A 15958-nucleotide genomic window follows, 5' to 3' on the forward strand; every position below is an offset into this window, starting at 1 on the left:
TAGAAACGAACGGATGGTCCAAGTTCTCTAGAGAACTTGGACCATCCGTTCGTTTCTACCCAGGTGGTGTGATTGAGTTGACAGGGTCCCCCAAGCGTGATATGCACCCCTTTGCCCGCTTGGGCTCCTCTTAGCGGTGTAACCGCACGTCAGGGGGGTGAATTTGAACGTCAGTGGGTGAATTTGCCTGTCCTGCCAGGCTTTTCGGTCTCTGCCAATCTCGCTCTCCCCTGTCATGACTCTAGTGTACGCCATTCCTCCCATCCTCTGCAACACTATTCACCCCTTCTATCTGACTATTTTCCCCTCCATGTTTAGTGGTGTTATTCGTATCACCCCTGCATGATGGGGGGATTGGTTGACGGGCTAGTCAGGATGCACAGCGCCGCGGCGGGAGTCGTCATCCCAGGGGCTGAAGCCCGCGCGGGGACGGCGGGTGTATGGGCAAGTAGAAATGTCCATACATTGCCCATACACAGGTGGGCAGAGTGTTTACCTCGGTATGGGCGCATGGGGCGATTAGGGTCCTGTACGTGCGTATTTACGCGATCGCGAACCAGAAGGGTGGCGTCGGCAAGACCGTCGACACCATCAACTTGGGCGCCGCACTGGCTGAGCGGGGCCGCAGGGTGCTGGCGGTGGACTGGGATCCCCAGGGCCACCTCACCGAGGCGGTCGGCGCGCAGTTGCCCGGCGGCGGGGCGAGCCTGGCAGCCGCGGTGCTGGGGCAGTGGAGCGGAGAGCTCGGCGAACTGGTGCAGCAGGTCGGCGACGGCATGTTCGTCATCCCGACCAGCGACGAGATGTTCCTGTTGGAACCCCAGATGTACGGCAGATCGGGGCGGGAGTACCTGCTGAGCCGGTTCCTCGAACCCCTGGCCGGCGTCTTCGACGATGTGGTCATCGACTGCCCGCCGTCGCTGGGCGCGCTCAACGACAACGGCCTGGTCGCCGCCCGGCGCCGTCCTGCGGGCGAGCAGGTGCAGGGTCGGATCGTCATCCCGGTGCAGGCGGAGGACTCCAGCATCCGCGCATTGCGGTTGTTCCTGCGGCAGTGCACCACCCTGCAGGAGGCCTTGGACGTCGACCTGGACGTCGCGGGCCTGATCGTCAACCTCTACGACAGCCGCAAGGGCCGGATTGCCACCTCGACCCTTCGGGCGTTCGAGAACCATCCGCTGGAGGTGCTGGGCGTGTTCAAGGACCTCAAGGAGGTCCGCGAGGCATGGCGGCTGCACACCACGGTGATCGACCACGCGCCCGACAGCGACACCGCCGCCGGTTTCCGTGCACTCGCCGTCCGCCTCGATCCTGAGCTGGCGCCGGCGGTGACCCCGTGACCGGGCGCCGTCGCGAACCGCTGCCCGAGCCAGACCTCAGCGGCACCGACCCGAACAAGATCCTGCGATCCCGGGTCAACCTCAACATCCCGGTGAACCCACCACCGCCCACACCCGCCCATACACAGGTAGACACGGGTACGAAGCGTGTACGGGCAGGTAAGGGCGGCACACGGCCTGATCCGGAAGGGATGCGCAGGGCCTCGGTCTACGTCAGCCAGGAGGCCGCGCAGGCACTCGAACGCGCTGCCGACCACGTCGTGGAAGTCCTCGGCGGCGACACACCCCGGCACGTCGCGCTCTCCGCGCTCCTGCTGGCCGCCGCCGACCAAGTAGGCCCCGTCGCGCAGAAACTGGCCCGCGCCCGCGCCGCGGAACTCGCCGAACGCCTGGCCGCACTCCCGCCCATACCCGAGTAGCACCTGTCCGTACACCGGTATGGGCGTGTATGGACTCACCATTGCGCAGCCGAACAACAACGACCTCACCCCGATCGAGTTCGACCCGCGCGGGTTCACCATCACCGAGCATTGAAGACCCGGCCGATGTGGGAGGCAATCGCTCTCCGACCAGAGGTGAGCGAGTGCGAGCGCTCAGCGCGCCCGGCCGGGGCGGCTACCGGCGCACACGCTGGAACTTGTCGGTCGGGAGTGGTTGGATTCCCGATCGAGGTCGTGGTCCTGTCCCCTTCGGGCCCACGGTCGAGGGAGGCCCCGGTTCGTGTGGTTCCGGGGCTTCCCGCCCAGGCGAGGATCGGGGGAGATTCCCCGCACCCAGCGAGCAGGACATCGGGGCTAGACATGGGCTAGACAGGGATTCCCGCCACATATGCCAGATGGGTGCCCAGACAGCCGCGGCACAGGAAGTCCACCTCCGGTTTTGCTGGTTCCCCTTCGCTGGAAGAGATCATGGCCAGGGCCGGCGGGTTGCCGCCGCCGCTATTGATCCATGCTGTTTCGCAGCAGTAGCAGACCCAGTGCAGGTCGATCGGGTATGCCACAGCGGGTTCGAGCCCGTCGTCGAGAGCACGAAGGACCAGGGCCTGAATTTCGGCGTAGTGATTCATGCCTTCAAGGCAACCCACTGTCCCCGCGGCGGGCAGCAACCTTCCCCCAGCAGGTGTGCCCTCTTCTGATTTTCCTCAGCTGGCACTCAGTCAGATGTCGTACACCCGTTGCATCTTCTCCGCGCCGTCACGCCCGGGGGGCACCCCCACCCCCGCCCTGGCCCCCTCGTTTTCGTGTGCCCCGTCCCCAGAGGGGGTGGGTGCCCGCGGCCAGGCCTACACGACGGTGAATCCGATGTAGTACAGCGTCGTGTCCAATGTGTCTTCTTGGTGGCCGAGAATGTCGTTGATGAACTGGACATCGGACACGCTGCTGGGCGCGAAACGGCGGACCGCGATGGCCGAGTACGCCTCTCGCAGATCGCGCGGAATGATCGGCTCGCCGTGGGCGTCGTGGAATACCCGCTTGGACATCCTGCCGGTGAGCTTGGCGTAGCTCTGGGAGAATTCCGTATTGTCCAGGTTCGGGCTGATGTTGGCGCGGATCATGGCGACCGTTTGCAGGACCAGGTCCCGCGATCCCAGCACCGGGAAGGTGAAGACCTCTGCGGCGCGCTCGGCGTCGCGGGTCTTGGCCTGGCCGGAAAACTGGATGTAGTCGGGCCGGAAATCTGGGTTGAACACCCCGGTGCATCCCACCTCGTACGGCCGGCGGCCGGTGAGTGCGCAAACGCCAGCGATGGCGGCCGGGTAGCTCCAGCCGCCGTTTACGACGCTGTCCAACAGTTCTTCGGCGGCCTCGATGAATTCTCGTGCGACGACCGGGCGCAGGTGGCGGTGTTTCTCCTGTCGGCCCCCGACCTGGTGGGCGCGGTAGTCCTTGGTGCGGGCATCGGAATAGACCATGTATTTCAGCAAGGGGGAATCCGGTCCGAGGACATCGCGGATCTGTTCGCGGTAGGAGATGATCAGCTTCCGGTTCACCAGAGGTGAGTACTTCTCGCCGTTCTTCTTCTGGCGGGTGTGGATCCACTTCAGTTCACTCAGCGCTGCCCCGCGGGCGGAATTGGTGGGCATGTCGCGCACCCGGTCGATGAATTCCGCGATCCGCTTAGCGTCCGCCTTGGTGGTCAGCATTGCAGGGGGCCTCGCCTTTCTGGTGGTGTCGCCAGGTCTTCGATGGCGTCCAGGGCCTCGGGGGTCATGTGCGCGGTGTCGCCGTCGGGGCCTTCCTCCATGCTGAGCGCGACGGGGCCGCGCCAGAACCCTTCGGGCTGCATGTAGCCGATGCCGCGCAGGATACGGTCGGCCAGCGGGTTGGCCGGGTACGGCTTGGTGCCGAATTCGTCGTCGTACCAGGCGCGGAGCCGTCCCATGCCCTGAGAGCCCATGTTCGGGATTTCGCGGCGCAGCGTGGCGTACAGGTCCTCGGACTCGCGGGTGTGGTGGGTGAGGTGGCCGTCGGGGTGCAGGATCACGAAATCGGTCACGGTGGTCAGTTCTCCCGGGTTTCGATGTGGTTGCGCCCGGCGCGCAGGTCGTCGCGGATGTCTTCGAGCACGGCCAGCAGCTCGTGGAGGTAGTCACCGGTGGTGGTCGTGGGCTTGGAGTCCTCGGTGTCGGCCAGGGGCAGGATGCGGCCCCAGCGCGAGCGCACGGTGAGGTATCGCCCGCCGTCGGGACCGATTTCGATGGCGTGCTGGTCGCCGCGGTTCGGCATGATCGTGACCCTGTCGCCGTTCCAGAGGGTCACGGTGATGCCGTCCTCGATCGGCTGGTGAACCATCTGGATGATGGTGTCGCTCAATGTGGTTCGCCCCCTGGGTTCGATGGTTGATCGTGCGTGTCCATCCTACACTCTGCGCTTCATTTGCATGGTATGATTCTGTCTTCTTGAAAGAACCAAATGCAGCGAAAGGTAGGAGAGATCAAATGATGGCCGCAGCCCCAGTCGCGCCCGGGAAAGACACCAAGAAGCTGTCCCTGGAGTTCCCCCCCGACGTGCACCGTGCCCTCAAGGCCGGGGCCGCACTGCTGGGCGTGACCATGATCGGGTCCATCGTGGAGATGTGCCGGGCGCGGTTCATGGGCGCGCCGTGGCCGGCCGATGTGGTGGAGCAGGTCCGCCGCCAGATCGAGGCCACACAGGAGCCCGAACCCGAGCCCGAGCCTGCCCCTGCGGCCCGGCCGCGCCAGGCGCCTGCGCGCAAGCGGAGCGGGTCGTGAGCGACTACAGCCGCCGCCAGCCTGCGGCCGAGCCGAATGCGGTGATGGACTGCACCGAATGTGGGGCGGTCGATGGAATGGCGCGAATTTCCGATCTGATCGACGGTCTCGAACGCAAATGCGGGGAGACCTGGACCTGCACCGAGTGCGGGGCCGAGTTCATCGACGAATGGTGAGGACGACATGAGCATGACCGAGATCGACCAGCCCCCTGGGGGCGCGACGAATTCCGACCCGGAAGACGATGCCGGGCGGGTGGACGCCGCGCTGCGTGCGGGACTGGCCGAGCGGCGGACCCAGCGCGAGCAGATCGTGTTCGTCTGCGAACAGATCGGCGTCTCGGACAACAAGACGGTGGGGGAAGTCCTGGAGCGCTACGGGATCACCACCGACCGCAGCAACCGCCTGAAGGTCATCAAGGCGTGGCGGGCCGAGCGCGGCATTCCCGATACCGGCCAGCTGCCCAAACTCACCGACGAGTTGCTCAGGGAGTTGGACGCCCTGGGCGGCACCACCGACACCACGCCACCGGACGCCGAGGACACCACCGACCACGAGGCCCCCGCCATGCCCACCACCGCCGACACCACGGTCGACGATTCCGAGGCCGACCACACCACGCCCGACACCACAAGCGTGGTGGAGGTTGACCACGCCGTGGTAGACGACACCACGGCCGCCACCGCCGACACCACGCCCGTGGTGACGGCACCACGCACCACGCACCACGCCGTGGTGGATGCACCACACACCACGCAGGCGGATACCACGCACCACACCACGCCCGTGGTGGGCGTGGTATCGCCCGAGTCGGAGAAGTCGGAGAAGTCTCGGCCCTGGACCAAGGGCCTGTACGCCTCGGCGCTGCTGTGCCTGCTGATGTCGTTGAACACCAGCTGGCGGTTCGCGGGTGAGCACCTGCACATCACCAGCGCGTGGGAGCGGGCCGGGCTGTTCCTGATCCTGGAAACGTTCCTGGTCAGCTGTGCGGCGGCCATGGTCGGCGCGGCCCGCAAAGGTGCCGATCCCGGTCCGGTCCGGCTGGCGGTGTGGGCCGGGGCGGGGGTCGGGGTGTGGATGGCGTTGGGCCTGGATCTGGGCACTGTGCACCCGGATTGGTGGTCGGCTGGCACGCGCGCGCTGGTCGGGCCGGTCGGGTCCGTGGTGGCCCTGCACCTGGCCTTGGGCATCGAGAAGCGGGAGCGGCGCACCCGGGCGGGCACCCTGGCCCGCGTCGGCCGTGAGCTGCGCGAGCGGATGCTCTCTCGCCTCGGCCTGGCCGACGATGAGCGTGACGCTGCCCAGCGCACCCGCGACCGGGCCGCGACCCGCGCGGTGGAATTGAGCCTGCCGGGCCGCTGGGCCTGGGGCCGGAGACTGCGGGATCGGCAACTTCAGCGTGCCCTGCTGGCCGCTGGGGTGGCTGATGATCCGATCCTGCGGGAGCGGCTGCTCGCGCGGCGTCAGGTGGCCCACAGTGCCCGCCACTTCGCCGAGCTGGAGCAGGAGTCGGCCTGGGCCGACTAGCCCGACCACGCAAGAACCGAGAAGGCCCGGACGCGCCTCTATCGCGTCCGGGCCTTCGTCATGTTCTACCAACCACCACGCTGTACCACGCACCACACCACGCCGTGGTGACACCACACCACGCTCACCACGCTCACCACGCCCCCGTGGTGGCCGCACCACGCTCACCACGCCCGGTGTGGTGGTAGACCACACCACGCACCACGGCTCACCACGGCGGCGTGGTGCGTGGTGCGTGGTGCTTCGGCGGTGTGGTGTGGTGCGTGGTGAACCGTGGTGTGGTGAGCGTGGTGTGGGTCATTTGGTTCGGTTGCGGTCTGGTGGTCCGTCGTAGGCGATGGACATCGTGAACCAGGTGCCTTGGTCGGGTTCGTCCAGCAGCGACCAGTCGAGTTCGCGGATGCCGACAGCGTGCAGGTTGTCGAGAGCGCCGTCGTTCGCGGCGAACCAGTCTGCGGCGGCCTGGAACATCTCGGCGTAGGACCGGCCCGCGAATTCGACACAGAAGGTCGACATCGGGCCTTCGACCCGCCGCCACGGCTCACTCATCCGATTCCGCTCCGCCCGATTCGGCCGGCATCGATTTCGTGCGGGCCAGCAGTTCGGCCTCCCGCTCGGGACTGACCAAGCGCACCGTCTCGTCCTCGGCGACGGGCGGGGCCTGGTCGGCGGGCACCTCGCTCCAGGTGATGTTCGTGCTGTTCATGAAGTGCTCGACCTGTTCGGGGGTCGGGACCGGATAGCGCGTGGTCGCGTCGCGGATCATGGGCACGTCGGTGTCGGGTACCGGCATGTCGGCGTCGGCACCGGTGGCCAGCAGGTCGGCAAGGTTGCGTTCGATGTTCATGGGTTGCCTCAGTTCGGATGCCCCAGTGCGGCGGCTATGCGGGCATCGAGGGCGGTCAGAGTGTCGTCGGGCAGCTGGCCGAGGGGTTGCGCGAGCAGCGAGCGCCGCACGGTCAGCCAGCCCCCGGCCACGTCGATCCAGACGGTGTTCGCGTCGATTTCGGCCGTGACGTACAGCAGGTGGCCGGGGTCGGTGTCGCTGATCTGCAGGGCGGGGAAGGTCTTGTATTCGGTGCGATCGAGGACGGCTTGCGCGGCGATCAGGACCACGGTGCGCGTGAATCCGGGGACCTGGTAGCGCCAGAGTTCACCCCGCCGCACGCATCCCCCGGCCCTGGTCGTCGTAGCGGGCGGCGGCGGCGTCGCGTTCGAAATCCGCGAGGGCGGCGGTGGCCTCGGCGGCGGGGTCGGCGGGGGTCGGGGCGGGGGCGAAGTCGTGCAGCAGATGCCGGTTCAGGGTGGCCGAGACGATGGCCGAGACCGAGGCGCCGGACCGGTCGGCCGCGGCCTTGGCCAGCGACAGCGCCACCGTGTCCAGGGACAGCGTGACTTTGGTAGTTGCCATACTCAGGCACCGTACTCTCATGCCGGGTAAATACCGTTCGTATCCGCCCTGATCACCTCCCCCGATTCCTGCCCCGTTCCCCGCTCCTCAGAGCGCGGGTGGTCGGGCTTTCCTGGGCGGGTGCAGCGCGGCCGGAGTCCTCGGTGTCGGCCGAGGTACGTGGGCCTTGCGGTGAGGTGACCGGGGTGGGGTAGCGGGTGGGGTAGGTGGTCCTCACCCTGCACCCCACCCTCTACCCCACCCCCTACCCCCTGCCTGGCCGAGTTCTCAGGTTGAGGTCGTACACCCCTTGCATCTTTTTTTCGGTGCCCTCGCAGAGGGGGTGGTGGGGGTGCCGGCGGCCCCGCCCCCTCTGCCAGGGGAAGCCCCCGGGGCAGCCCTGGGGGGCTTCCCTGGGGTACCAGTGGGCTTCCCCGGGGGTAGAAAGCCAGGGGCGTGCTGTTCAGTCGGATGTGCCGAATTGGGGGTGGTGCAAAAGGTGTAACCCCATTCGGAGCGGAGCGGGGTAGGCAGGGTACTCAGGCGGTGCGGCGGTTCAGGGGGTGCCGTCAGTTGGTCGTCCTGCGGTGATCTGATCGCGCATCCGTTGCAGCTCGAACAGGTCGACCCCGGCCAGGGAGGCAAGGTCGGCATCGGGCCAGGGGCCGGGTCCGTGGCGGGAGAGTACCTGGGCGACAGCTCCGGAGATCTCCGCGTCGTGGGCGTTCACGACAATGGGCTCCAGCTCGGTCAGCACCCTGTCCAGTCGCGTAGCTGAGCGGCTACCTGGGCAATGACGGCAAGAGGCTGGTCATCGGCGCCCACCGTTCCAGCGTGCGCCCCGTGATGGCTGCGGTCCACCCTTCGCCTGCCCGCTGGGCTGGGAGGGAAAAGGGGCCCCTTTCCGGATATCTTGCGGGACGAAAACCCCCGGTTTTCCGACATCTTGCACACCCGATTTCCGGGTCCGGGCGGTCACTTTTCCCGCGAACAGTCCGTGGTTTTCGGGATGGTGCAAGAGGTGTGACGCCGTTTTGGTGGTCGGTGTTCTGTGTGTTGCTGTTCTCGCGTCTGGGTGTGCTGTTCGCGTGTGCTGGTCGGTGCTGGTGGGTGCTGGTGGGTGCTGTTTTCGGTGTGTGTGGTCTGTGCTGCCCTCACGCCTGGAGGCGGGCGGCAGCCTCGGCGCGCAGGGAGGCGGCGGTGTCCAGGTGCCCACACGGGTGCGCCCAGATCCGGGGCAGGCCGATACCCATCCGGATCGCGCTGCGCTTGGCGCCGCAGCGCGGGCAGTGCGCCGAGACGGTGATCTCGCGTTCGCTGTGCCCGTTGATAGGCACGGTGACGGTCAGGGTGTCGGTGGCAGCTGGGGCGCTCATGCGGGGTCTCCTGGGTCCGGGTAAACGATCACCCGATGCCGGGGAGCTGAGCGCCGCGCGTCGCCTGTCGGCGCTGTCAGCTGTTGCCTCCACAGGCGGGGGAGGCACCGGACCCGGGCATCGGGTGATGCAGATCAGCATGGCCGCCTCGCAAGGGTTTTTTGTGCCGTGCTGGCACATTCCGAATGTGCCGATCTGGCACAAAATTCGTTCCGCGCCGTGCCTACCCTGGCGTATGACTTGTGCCTGGAGCTTGGGAGTTGAGCAGCGATGAGCACCTTTGACGACGCATCCGAGGACGGGACGGCCGAGGAGGGCCGCTATATCGGCAAGCAGGTCCGCCGGTACCGGCGGGTGCGTGGGCTCACTCAGCAGGTTCTCGCGGACCGGGCCGGGGTGCAGCGCACGATGATCAGCCGCGCCGAGACCGGGGAACGCCCGATCGATTCCCGCGATGTGCTCTACCGGTTGGCTGGCGCGTTGAGTGTGTCGGTCGGGGATCTGACCGGCCACGCCGAGGACAAGGTGAATCCGGCCACCGCGGCGTTCGGCGCGGCGGTGCCCGCCATCGAGGGCGCGCTGATGGCCGCGGGGATCACCGACGGCTCCCGCGATCCGCGTCCGCTGCCCGAGCTGGTGACCGACGCCGAGCGCGCCCCGGTGATCCGGATGCAGTGCGATTACGCCACCCTCGGCGCGATGCTGCCGGGCCTGATCACCGGCCTGTACCAGCACGCCACAGGCGGCGGTGACGACGCCGAGCGAGCCTGGCGGGCACTGGTTCCCGCGACTTTGACCGTGGGCCTGACCACCCGTTCCCTGGGCTACACCTCCCTGGCGTGGATCGCCGCGACCGCGTGCGAGCGCGCCGCGAACCTGGTGGGAGATCCGGCCGGGCGCGCGGCGGCGGAATACGTCCTGGCGCAAACCCTGCTCGCGCAGCCCGGGGCCGCGGCGGCGTCGCTGGCCCACAGCGCAGGCGCCGCGGACGCGCTGCAATCCACGCTCGCTGGCACCGGGACCGGCCTGCAGATGTACGGAATGCTGCACCTGCACGCCGCACTCACCTCGGCGGTGATGGGCACCGATCCGGGCGACCACCTGTCCGAGGCGGCCGAAACCGCGCGACGCACGGGCACCGAGCACGGGGACGCGGACGCTTTCGCGCTGTCCTTCGGCACCCAGAACACGAACATCTGGCGCATGAGCATCGCGCTGGAGCAGCGCGACGGCGGCAAGGCCATCGAGGCATCGCGGCTGATCACCCCGGACACGATCCCCACCGAAGACCGGCGGGGCCGGTTCTACGTCGAACTCGGGCGCGCGTACGCCCTGGAGAAGCAGTACCCCGAGTCGCTCTCGGCGCTGCTGTTCGCCGAACGTATTGCCCCCCAGGAGGTTCGCGCGATGCCCACTGTGCGTGAACTCGTCGGCGCGATGCTGCGCAAGGCCCGCCGCGACCTCACCGCCGGGGAACTCGGCCGCCTCGCCTCCCGCGTCGGAGCCGCATAACCACCCACCCTCTGAACAGCCGAAAACGGCCACCTGCGCTATCCCGCAGGTGGCCGTTTTCATGCCCTGATCTGGATGTCACAGGGAGGAGTGGAAACACCCGATGCCGGGGTGCTGAGCGTCGCCGCGTCGCCTGTCGGCGCTTCAGCTGGTGCCCACAGGCGGGGAAGGCACCGGGTCACCCGGCATCGGGTGTGGGAACCGGGTCGGGGTGGATACTCGAATCCGCTGGTGTTCGGTGTTCCGGTTCGTGTTCCACGCTATTTCGCGGGCGGGCGGGCTGGAACTCATCACCGATAGGACTTTCGACCAGGGCGAGGTGGTCAGGTGGCGAAAAGCGCTGGTGGCGCTCCCATCACCGATGGGAGTGGCCTGGACGGGCGGGTGTCAGGGGCGACGCTGGCCGCGGTGCGGCGCAGCGTGGGCCTGGAGCAGGCGGTGCTGGCCGAGCGGCTGGGGGTGTCAGAGAAGACCGTGGCCGCGTGGGAGCAGGCCCGTAACCCGCTGCCGCGCCTGCCGTATGCGCGCCTGCGCCAGATCGGGCGCACATTGCTGGCGGCCGGGGCGGCGCCCGCGCTGGTGGCCACGTGGGAGACCGCGCTGGCCGCTGATGACATCCTGGCGGGCCTGGACCAGCGCGACCCCGAGCGCCATCCCCTGGGCCTGGTGGTGCCCGACCGGGCTGTGACGGACCTGCTGGCCTGGCCCCTGACTGGCGCGGTCCCGCGCGCGTTGGCCGGCACCACTGCCGCCCTGCACATCCCGGCTGGTCAGCGCGCGACGGTGGCGGCCGAGCTGCGCGCGCTGGCCGAATCCGCGCCCGAGAGCCTGGCCGGGGCCATGCTGCGCCGCCAGGCGGTGTTCCTGGCCGCTGAGGCCGACGTAGCCAGCTCGGCGGGGACCGGATGGGCGGGCGAGCAGATCCGCCGCCAGATCGCCGATGTGGACCTCTCACGGTGGACACCGGAATGGGCCGTGGTGCGCTCGGCGGCGATCCGGGCGGCCGGGGCCGGGGATCCGGAACCATTGCGGCGCTTCGCGGCCGAGGGCCTGGCCGACCCGTCGACCGAGGCGGCGAACCTGCGGTACTGGGCGTATTGGGCCGGGGAGGTTCCGGTGCCGTGGGTCTCCGATGCGCAGATGGCGCAGCCCGAGTCGGATGCGACGTGGTCGGGGGAGCTGCTGTTGCCCTCGCTGCTGTCTGGGCTCGGGACGGCGCCGGATCGGGAGCTACGTGCACATACCCTGTTCTCCCTCGCGCGGGCGCGGAAATCGCTGGTCACGCACCCTCGTTGGGTGTCGGAGATCTCCGATACCGTGGAGCGAGCCACCACTGACGAGACCTTGAGCCGCACCGCCCGCAAGCGGCTGGAACAGGTCCATCACTTCCTGATCGGGAGCACCCTATGAACAGCAACGGCGAGCGCGCCGACCAGGCCGCGGATGCCACCGTCACCCTCGCCTACGAGATGGGGTTTTTGAAGGCGTTGCCCCGCTCGGGCTGGCTGCGCGCGGGCATCCCCTCCCCGGAATCGGTTGCCGCGCACAGCTGGCGCGTGGCGGTGCTGGCCTTCGTGATCGCCCTGGGCGAGGGCGCGGACGCCCACCGCGCGGCGGTGCTGGGCCTGTTTCACGACCTGCCCGAGACCCGCTCCGGCGACGTCGCCGCGGCCGGGAAGTCGTACGTGAGCATCGTTCCGGCCGTGGAGATCGCGGCCGATCAGACCGCCGAATTGCCTGATGAGCTGGCCGAGCAGATCCGCGCCGCGGTCGCCGAGCACGAGGGCGCCAAAACCGCCGGCGCGACCCTGGAGGCGCGGTGCAGCCGGGACGCGGACAAGTTGGAGTTGTTGTTGCAGGCAAGGGAGTACGCGCACGCCGGGCAGGGCGTGGGCTCGATGCCCCGCTACATCGAGTCCATGGTCCCGCTGATCACCACGACCACCGGAAAGGCGTTGCGGGACGCGGCATTGCGGGTTTCGCCGGCGGCCTGGTGGGATGACTTCGCGCGCCGCTTCGGCGGCCCCGAGCAGGGCCAGCGGCCCATCCGGATCGCGAAATAGCCTCCACCACACGCGAAACGGCCACCTGCAAGATTCTGCAGGTGGCCGTTTTCATGCCCTGAGCTGGATGTCACGGGCAGTGGGGGCACCCCGGGCCCGGGTCGGGTACCTCGACCTGATCCGCGGGCAACAGGCTGAACGCGTCATCGGGATCGGCCAGCCGGTCCAGAGCGACGTGCGGGCCGATGTAGGTCGCGCCGTGCAGCGGGGCCTGCTCCTCGGCGATCAGGCGGCCCAGTGATCTGGCGAAATTCCCCAGCAACCGGTGCGGGGTGTAGCCGGTCTCACGCTCGGTCACCTCGGGATCGAGGCAGTGCTCCAGCTCGGCCAGGGCCGACCGGAACTCCTGCACAGCCCAGGTTTCCTGGGCGCGGGCCGCAGCGGCGAAATCGTGCGGAATCGGCGTGGAGGCCGCTTCGTGGTCAGTGGTGTTCAATGAATCCCTCTCTCGCTTGGCATTTCCCGGTTTCCCGTGTGATCCCACACTACCACACAAAACTTCATTTGCACTATATGAAGCTATCTCGGTCGGGCTGGAATGGACAGCCGAAAACGGCCACCTACGAAACATCGCAGATGGCCGTTTTCGTGCGCTGAGCTGGTCAGCAGTCGGGTTGGAACGGATAGCAGGGTTTGGTTGTGGCCGGGAACAGCGGTGCGGGCGCTCCGGTCGTCACGGCCGGCGCCGGGGCAGGCGTGAAGGGTGCGAACGGTGCGGCCGGGGCGCTGGTGGTGGGGCGGGGCTGATGGCTTCCGCTGTGCGTGCCCGATCCGTGGCCGGATGAGAACACCCCGATCAGGACCGCGAGCACGCAGAACACGGCCGCGAACAGCAGCAGCGCACGGGCCATATGCGATCGGCCGGCGGGGCGGGTAGCGGGCTGGGTAGTGCCTGGCATCGGCGCGGCGGCGAAGCGGGACGCCCGCGCCGGGCCAGCGTCCGCGTCGACGGGTTCGGGTGCGGCGGGGAACAGGTCCACCACCGTGGCCTCGACCGGCTGAGGGCCGTCGAACCCGGCCCCGAGTACCGTCTCGTAGCCGACGGCATCGGCCAGGCCCAGGGCGTCGAGTACCGCGAACACCCCGGGCGCGGTCCAGGTCTGCGCCCGCCGCGACTGCCCCGCGAGCCAGCCCGCCAGCTCGGATTCCAGGATCACATCGCGCCCTGTCGGCATCGGGATTGTGCCCTTGTCCAGGGTGATCGTGCCCTTGTTCGGGGAGATCACGACCAGGCCGGGCACGAAAACCTCGGCGCCGGTAGCGGTCTCGGCGATCTCTTTGAGCCCGTACATGCCGCCCGCGAGCTGCTCCAAAGGGTTGGAGTCGTTGCCGCGCACGTGGATCGGGTCGCCCTCGATGCCCGGCAGCGCCCAGCGCCCGTTCACACCACACGAAAGCACCCCGGACACACCGTATTTCACGATGCCCTTGACCTCGATGCACACCAGCGCGGCCGGGGTGAACAGCACTACGTCGACCTCCTGGCCGACGTGGCGCGCAGAACCGCCCACCGGACGGCCGGGCACGTGGCATCCGGAGACCGCGATTCCGGGGGCCTGAATGCCCCGCAGGCGCTTCAGAACCGCTTTCTCCGCACCGGACATCGCCCGGTTGTCGTTGATGATCAGCATGACCATTTCCCCCTGTTCACCAGTCGCCGAAGGTGCAGCACACGCCGCACCCGCCGTTGTTGTGCTTGTCCGAGGCGAAGTGCGCCCGGATCTCCTCGGCCCGCCGCGCGTCGTCGCGCTCGGCCTGGCGCATCCGCTCGAACCCGTCGTGGGTGCGGGCCGGAACGCCCTCGGCGCGTTCGGTGGCGCGCTGGTCGCAGCGGGCGCAGTTCTCCGGGTCCAGGCGGCCGAACGTCATACGGCACTGGGGCGAGTGCTTGAGCTGGCCGTCCTTGCGGTAGGCCACACGCGGATCGTTCATCGGGGGTTCTCCTTGCAGGTGAGCGGGATTCGGGACGGGGGAGGGCTGGGCGGCTGGGGAGCGTCGTTGCTCCCCTGCGGCACGCGCGGGTTGTGCCGGCGCCCGAGCCGTGGAGGGAAGTTGCTGGGGCGGCCCACCCGCGAAATGCGGGCCAGCCACGGCAGGGGCCACCTGCCGCCCGGGTGGCGAATCCCGGACCCCTCGCGCCCTTCGGGGACTCGAACCCCGATGTCTGCCGGTAGGGCTGCTGTTCTCGCTGGTCAGTCCTCCTCGCTGTCGGTCTGCTCGTCGGCCAGGGCGACCACGGTCGCCAGCGCGCGGCGGTCGAACCCCTCGTGCATGGGCGCGGTGCGCAGGAACTCCCGCATCCCCTCGGGCAGGTCCCACCAGGTCGAGAGCGTGTCCTGAACCCGAATCCAGGCCGCCCGCCACGCCCCGCCCCGGGCGACCTGCTGCCGGAACAGCCACGCGGCCTGATCGGACAGCTCGGCCTCGCCTGCGGTGAACAGCTCGTACCAGCCGCGGAAGACCTCCATCAGCTCGGCCTCCTGAGCGGCGGTGAGCTGGTGGGCGGGGCGCTCGGTGGTTGTCATGACTCCACCATACACCACAAAACTTCATTTGTGCTATATGAAGTTTTGAGAGATTTACGTGTGCCCCGCCCAGACCCTCACTTTCTCGTCCGGAATCGGACTATCCGCAGGTCACAGCCCATCCGGCAGGGACGGCAACGGCCCGCGCCCCGCGCTCCTGGTCGGCCTGCCCGTGGCCGGTCATCGGCGCATGGCGGCGGCGGCCAGTTGCGCGCCCCAGCGTTCGGCGATGAATTCCTCGATGACCTGTTCGCGGTAGCCGTAGTTACGGCCGTCGGCTGCGATCGACCGCACCCAGTCCAGGTCCGGGGCCTCCCACGGCGGGTTCTCGGGCTCGGGCTCGCCCCAGCGCACCATGCCGCCGCCCTGTTCGAGATCGTGGCCTACCCGCAGATCGGGGAACCCGTCGTGTGCGGCCAGGAACTCGCGGATCCGCTCGCCCTGGCCAGGTTCGGCCCAATCCGCGCATCCAGCGCGGCGAGTCCCGCCGACCGGTACCGCCCACCGCGACGACCCGACCGGGGTCAGCGGCACCGCCCGCATCAGCAGCGTCAGATCCTCAAGACGATCCACGTACCAGCGCACATCCTCCCGGGAGACCCCCGCCACGAGCGCGGCCGTGATCGCCTCACGCACCCGCGAGGGCACCTCTCGGGGCACGCGCCCGCTCATGCCGGCCCAGCCACGGACGTACACGCACACCGCCGCGCGGGCTCGACGGGCGCGCCATCGGCGCCCAGGGGCCAGCCGTCCCCGACGCACTCGACGCAGTCCGGGGCCGGATCGACCCGCCCGAACAAGGTGGGTGCGCTGGCGTGGTCGTAGCGGGTCTTCGGTCGACGGCCCATCACCAGTCCTCTCCGCAGGGGCCGAAGAACCGGCATTCGATCAGTTCGCGGGGATCGAGGGCGCGGGCCTGCGGCTCGAACTGGTCCAGCAGCGCGGCCAACTGGTCCATGCCGATGTCCGCGCAGTCGTCGGGCACGACGAATT

Annotated in this window: 23 protein-coding genes; 8 read left to right on the forward strand and 15 right to left on the reverse strand. The window is 68.6% G+C overall.

All coding sequences use genetic code 11. The features are described 5' to 3' along the window. The first annotated feature begins 533 nt into the window (after positions 1-533). Together NV1_RS40175 and NV1_RS40180 are read left to right on the forward strand one after the other, a co-directional pair. A complete protein-coding gene (locus NV1_RS40175) occupies positions 534-1340 on the forward strand; it encodes a ParA family protein (RefSeq protein WP_067904456.1) in 807 nt (268 codons plus the stop codon). Further along, positions 1337-1759 (forward strand): hypothetical protein, encoded by a 423-nt coding sequence (locus tag NV1_RS40180; protein ID WP_067904460.1) that lies wholly within the window; start codon positions 1337-1339, stop codon positions 1757-1759. The genes NV1_RS40175 and NV1_RS40180 overlap by 4 nt, the downstream gene beginning before the upstream one ends. Positions 1760-2145: 386 nt before the next feature. Here NV1_RS40180 and NV1_RS40185 read toward each other — a convergent pair whose 3' ends face one another. The 4 genes from NV1_RS40185 to NV1_RS40200 all read right to left on the reverse strand — a co-directional run bounded on the left by NV1_RS40185 (position 2146) and on the right by NV1_RS40200 (position 4132). Beyond that, the gene (locus NV1_RS40185) at positions 2146-2406 is read right to left on the reverse strand and encodes a hypothetical protein (RefSeq protein ID WP_067904463.1); all 261 of its coding nucleotides are present in this window, start codon (positions 2404-2406) and stop codon (positions 2146-2148) included. Positions 2407-2622: 216 nt separating this feature from the next. Further along, a complete protein-coding gene (locus NV1_RS40190) occupies positions 2623-3483 on the reverse strand; it encodes a protelomerase family protein (RefSeq protein WP_067904467.1) in 861 nt (286 codons plus the stop codon). After that, complete coding sequence (locus NV1_RS40195; protein WP_067904469.1) at positions 3477-3836, reverse strand: hypothetical protein; 360 nt, start codon at positions 3834-3836, stop codon at positions 3477-3479. The genes NV1_RS40190 and NV1_RS40195 overlap by 7 nt, the downstream gene beginning before the upstream one ends. A gap of 5 nt (positions 3837-3841) precedes the next feature. Beyond that, positions 3842-4132 (reverse strand): hypothetical protein, encoded by a 291-nt coding sequence (locus tag NV1_RS40200; RefSeq protein WP_157117721.1) that lies wholly within the window; start codon positions 4130-4132, stop codon positions 3842-3844. A 149-nt stretch (positions 4133-4281) separates the two neighbouring features. Between NV1_RS40200 and NV1_RS40205 the strand changes: the two genes are divergently transcribed. From NV1_RS40205 to NV1_RS40215, 3 genes are read left to right on the forward strand one after another with little or no spacing between them, the layout of a single operon-like run. After that, complete coding sequence (locus tag NV1_RS40205) at positions 4282-4572, forward strand: hypothetical protein (RefSeq protein WP_157117722.1); 291 nt, start codon at positions 4282-4284, stop codon at positions 4570-4572. Continuing rightward, positions 4569-4748 carry a hypothetical protein gene (locus NV1_RS40210; RefSeq protein WP_067904480.1) on the forward strand — a complete coding sequence of 60 codons (180 nt, stop codon included), beginning with the start codon at positions 4569-4571 and terminating at the stop codon, positions 4746-4748. The genes NV1_RS40205 and NV1_RS40210 overlap by 4 nt, the downstream gene beginning before the upstream one ends. A 13-nt stretch (positions 4749-4761) precedes the next feature. Further along, the gene (locus NV1_RS40215; RefSeq protein ID WP_157117723.1) at positions 4762-6099 is read left to right on the forward strand and encodes a hypothetical protein; all 1338 of its coding nucleotides are present in this window, start codon (positions 4762-4764) and stop codon (positions 6097-6099) included. A 297-nt stretch (positions 6100-6396) separates the two neighbouring features. On the opposite strand, the gene NV1_RS40220 is transcribed toward NV1_RS40215, so the two are convergent. The 6 genes from NV1_RS40220 to NV1_RS40245 all read right to left on the reverse strand — a co-directional run bounded on the left by NV1_RS40220 (position 6397) and on the right by NV1_RS40245 (position 8865). Beyond that, on the reverse strand, positions 6397-6648 hold the full coding sequence (locus NV1_RS40220) for a hypothetical protein (RefSeq protein ID WP_067904483.1): 252 nt from the start codon (positions 6646-6648) through the stop codon (positions 6397-6399). Further along, positions 6641-6946 (reverse strand): hypothetical protein, encoded by a 306-nt coding sequence (locus NV1_RS40225; RefSeq protein ID WP_067904485.1) that lies wholly within the window; start codon positions 6944-6946, stop codon positions 6641-6643. The genes NV1_RS40220 and NV1_RS40225 overlap by 8 nt, the downstream gene beginning before the upstream one ends. An 8-nt stretch (positions 6947-6954) precedes the next feature. Then, positions 6955-7266, reverse strand: coding sequence for a hypothetical protein (locus NV1_RS40230; RefSeq protein ID WP_067904487.1), 312 nt, complete (start codon positions 7264-7266; stop codon positions 6955-6957). Next, positions 7253-7510, reverse strand: coding sequence for a hypothetical protein (locus NV1_RS40235; protein WP_067904489.1), 258 nt, complete (start codon positions 7508-7510; stop codon positions 7253-7255). Before NV1_RS40235 ends, NV1_RS40230 begins: the two co-directional genes overlap by 14 nt. 535 nt (positions 7511-8045) lie before the next feature. Continuing rightward, a complete protein-coding gene (locus tag NV1_RS40240) occupies positions 8046-8219 on the reverse strand; it encodes a hypothetical protein (RefSeq protein WP_157117724.1) in 174 nt (57 codons plus the stop codon). Between the two features lie 424 nt (positions 8220-8643). After that, positions 8644-8865 carry a hypothetical protein gene (locus NV1_RS40245; protein WP_067904493.1) on the reverse strand — a complete coding sequence of 74 codons (222 nt, stop codon included), beginning with the start codon at positions 8863-8865 and terminating at the stop codon, positions 8644-8646. 270 nt (positions 8866-9135) lie between these two features. On the opposite strand from NV1_RS40245, the gene NV1_RS40250 reads away from it, so the two are divergent. The 3 genes from NV1_RS40250 to NV1_RS40260 all read left to right on the forward strand — a co-directional run bounded on the left by NV1_RS40250 (position 9136) and on the right by NV1_RS40260 (position 12440). Beyond that, complete coding sequence (locus tag NV1_RS40250) at positions 9136-10377, forward strand: helix-turn-helix domain-containing protein (protein WP_067904495.1); 1242 nt, start codon at positions 9136-9138, stop codon at positions 10375-10377. 327 nt (positions 10378-10704) lie between these two features. Then, a complete protein-coding gene (locus NV1_RS40255; RefSeq protein WP_084526641.1) occupies positions 10705-11787 on the forward strand; it encodes a helix-turn-helix domain-containing protein in 1083 nt (360 codons plus the stop codon). Then, the gene (locus NV1_RS40260; protein ID WP_067904501.1) at positions 11784-12440 is read left to right on the forward strand and encodes an HD domain-containing protein; all 657 of its coding nucleotides are present in this window, start codon (positions 11784-11786) and stop codon (positions 12438-12440) included. The genes NV1_RS40255 and NV1_RS40260 overlap by 4 nt, the downstream gene beginning before the upstream one ends. Before the next feature lie 70 nt (positions 12441-12510). Here NV1_RS40260 and NV1_RS40265 read toward each other — a convergent pair whose 3' ends face one another. From NV1_RS40265 to NV1_RS40285, 5 genes are all read right to left on the reverse strand, one after another. Continuing rightward, positions 12511-12876 (reverse strand): hypothetical protein, encoded by a 366-nt coding sequence (locus NV1_RS40265; protein WP_067904503.1) that lies wholly within the window; start codon positions 12874-12876, stop codon positions 12511-12513. 166 nt (positions 12877-13042) lie between these two features. Then, positions 13043-14071 carry a nuclease-related domain-containing protein gene (locus NV1_RS40270; protein WP_169813545.1) on the reverse strand — a complete coding sequence of 343 codons (1029 nt, stop codon included), beginning with the start codon at positions 14069-14071 and terminating at the stop codon, positions 13043-13045. Positions 14072-14087: 16 nt separating this feature from the next. Beyond that, entirely contained in the window at positions 14088-14372 is a 285-nt protein-coding gene (locus NV1_RS40275) for a hypothetical protein (protein ID WP_067904509.1), read from the reverse strand. 260 nt (positions 14373-14632) lie between these two features. Further along, positions 14633-14965, reverse strand: a complete 333-nt coding sequence (locus tag NV1_RS40280) for a hypothetical protein (RefSeq protein WP_157117725.1) — start codon at positions 14963-14965, stop codon at positions 14633-14635. 180 nt (positions 14966-15145) lie between these two features. Further along, positions 15146-15625 (reverse strand): DUF6302 family protein, encoded by a 480-nt coding sequence (locus tag NV1_RS40285; RefSeq protein WP_157117726.1) that lies wholly within the window; start codon positions 15623-15625, stop codon positions 15146-15148. Between the last annotated feature and the right edge of the window lie 333 nt (positions 15626-15958).

The sequence above is a fragment of the Nocardia vaccinii NBRC 15922 genome, assembly GCF_001613305.1.
In the GTDB taxonomy this organism is placed as follows: Bacteria; Actinomycetota; Actinomycetes; order Mycobacteriales; family Mycobacteriaceae; genus Nocardia; species Nocardia vaccinii.